The sequence below is a fragment of the Streptomyces longispororuber genome, from assembly GCF_014656095.1.
GTDB lineage: Bacteria > Actinomycetota > Actinomycetes > Streptomycetales > Streptomycetaceae > Streptomyces > Streptomyces longispororuber.
Map to the genome: position 1 here is coordinate 1 of NZ_BNBT01000309.1, position 2,423 is coordinate 2,423.

1 protein-coding gene is annotated in these 2,423 nt (G+C 73.9%); it reads left to right on the forward strand.

All coding sequences use genetic code 11. The annotated features are described in order from the left end of the window. Positions 1–2,423, forward strand: a 2,423-nt coding sequence (locus IE330_RS38315; protein ID WP_229926233.1) for a condensation domain-containing protein, incomplete at both ends; no start/stop codon positions are given.

Genomic DNA, 2,423 nt, shown 5'->3' on the forward strand with positions numbered 1-2,423 from the left:
ATCGACGACGACTTCTTCGCCGTCGGCGGTGACTCGATCCGCTCCATCCAGGTGGTCGCCCGGGCGAGGGCGCAGGGCGTGGAGGTCACGCCCCGCCAGATCTTCGAGGCCCGCACCGTGGCGGAGCTGGCCGAGGCCGCCGCGGGCGACACCGAGGCCGGGCCGGTCCTGGAGGAGCTGGAGGGCGGCGGCACCGGCTTCGCGCCGCTGCTGCCGATCGGGCACTGGCTCCAGGAACTCGGCACGGGGCTCGACCGGTTCACCATGTCGATGGCCGTCGACCTGCCGGCCGGGATGGACGAGGCCGCCCTGGTCGCGACGCTGTCCGCGGTCGTCGACCGGCACGACATGCTGCGCTCGCGCCTGGTCACCGGCGAGACGCCGGGCCTTGAGGTGTCCGGCCCCGGCACGGTCGCCGTCGCGCCGCTCGTCCACCGGGTCGCCGCGGACGGCACCTGGGGCGAGGACTGGAACGAGCGGGCCGCCGCCGAACTCGACGCCGCCACCGACCGGTTGGACGCCGCGGCGGGTGTCATGGCGCAGTTCGTCTGGTTCGACGCCGGAACCGAGCGCGCCGGGCGCCTGCTGCTCGTGCTGCACCACCTCGTCGTCGACGGCGTGTCCTGGAGCATCCTGCTGCCCGACCTGGCGGCGGCCTGGCGGGACGTCCGCGACGGCCGCACCCCCGACCTGGCGCCGGTGGGCACCTCCGCCCGGCGCTGGGCGCACGCCCTGACCGCCGAGGCCGCCTCCGCCGAGCGCGGCGCGGAACTGGCCCTGTGGCGCTCCGCCGTGGCCGGTCCCGACCCGGTGCTCGGCAGCCGTCCGCTGGACCCGGCCGTCGACACCGTCGCCACGGTCACCCACGTACGCAAGGACCTTCCGGTGGCGGCCACGGAGGCGCTGCTGACCACGCTGCCCGCGGCCTACCGCGGCGGCGTCAACGACGGGCTGCTGACCGCGCTCGCCCTGGCCGTGGCCGCGTGGCGCGAGCAGCGCGGGGTGGACGAGTCCTCGCTGCTGCTGCGCATGGAGGGCCACGGCCGTGAGGAGGCCGCGGCGCCGGGCGCCGACCTGTCCCGCACGGTGGGCTGGTTCACCAGCATGTACCCCGTCCGCCTGGACGTGGCGGGCGTCGACGTGGCCGAGGCGCTCGCCGGCGGCGCGGCCGCGGGTGCGGCCGTCAAGGCGGTCAAGGAACAGCTCCTTGCCGTGCCGGACAAGGGCATCGGCTACGGCCTGCTGCGCTACCTCAACCCGGAGACCGCCGAGGTCCTCAAGCGGTACGACACCGGCCAGATCTCCTTCAACTACCTGGGGCACTACGCCGGTTCGGGCAGCATGCCGGAGAACCTCCAGGGCCTGGGCTTCACCCAGGTCGAGGGCACCACCGAGCTGCTCGCCGAGCTGGACGCGGACATGCCCGCGCTGGCCGCCCTGAACGTCACCGCGTACGTCGCCGACGGCGAGCAGGGGCCGCGCCTGGTCACCCGGCTCGACTACCCCTCCGGCCTGTTCACGCAGGCCGAGGTGGAGGAGCTGGCCGAGCTGTGGCGCACCGCCCTCGAAGGCCTCGCCCGGCACGCGACCGCGCCGGAGGCGGGCGGACTGACGCCGTCGGACGTGCCGCTGGTCGAGGTGGGCCAGGGCGACCTGGACACGTGGGAGGAGACGTACGCGGGTCTGGCCGACGTGTGGCCGCTGACCGCGATGCAGGAGGGCCTGCTCTTCCACACCGAGCTGGCCGGCGCGTCCTTCGACGCCTACCAGATGCAGTTCGACTTCCACCTGGCCGGTGCGGTCGAGCCGGAGCGGATGCGGGCGGCCGGACAGGCCCTGCTGGACCGCTACCCGAACCTGCGCGCGGCGTTCACCACCGACAGCGCCGGCGACCGCGTCCAGGTCGTCCAGAGCAGCGTCACGCTGCCCTGGCACGAGGAGGACCTGAGCACCTACGCCGCCGAGGAGCGCGAGGAGCGGCTGAAGCAGTTCCTGACCACCGAGCACCGCACCCGCTTCGAGGCCTCCAGGGCGCCACTGGTGCGGATGTCCCTGATCAAGATGGCCGACGACGCCTGGGAACTGGTCTTCACCGCGCACCACGCGCTGTTCGACGGCTGGTCGATTCCCCTGCTCATCCAGGACCTGATGCGTCTGTACGGCACGGCCGGGGATGCCTCCGGCCTGGGCCGGCCGCGGGCCTACCGTGACTTCCTGGCCTGGCTGTCCCGTCAGGACCGCGAGGCGACCGCGCGGGTGTGGGCCAAGGAGCTTGAAGGCGTCGACGAGCCCACGCTGCTGCTGCCCGTGGGCTCCGACGAGCAGGGCGCGTCCTCGGGCGCCGGGCAGATCGATGTGCCGTTGAGCGTGGAGCAGTCGCGTGCGCTGACGCGTCGTGCCGGTGAGCTGGGCGTGACGTTGAA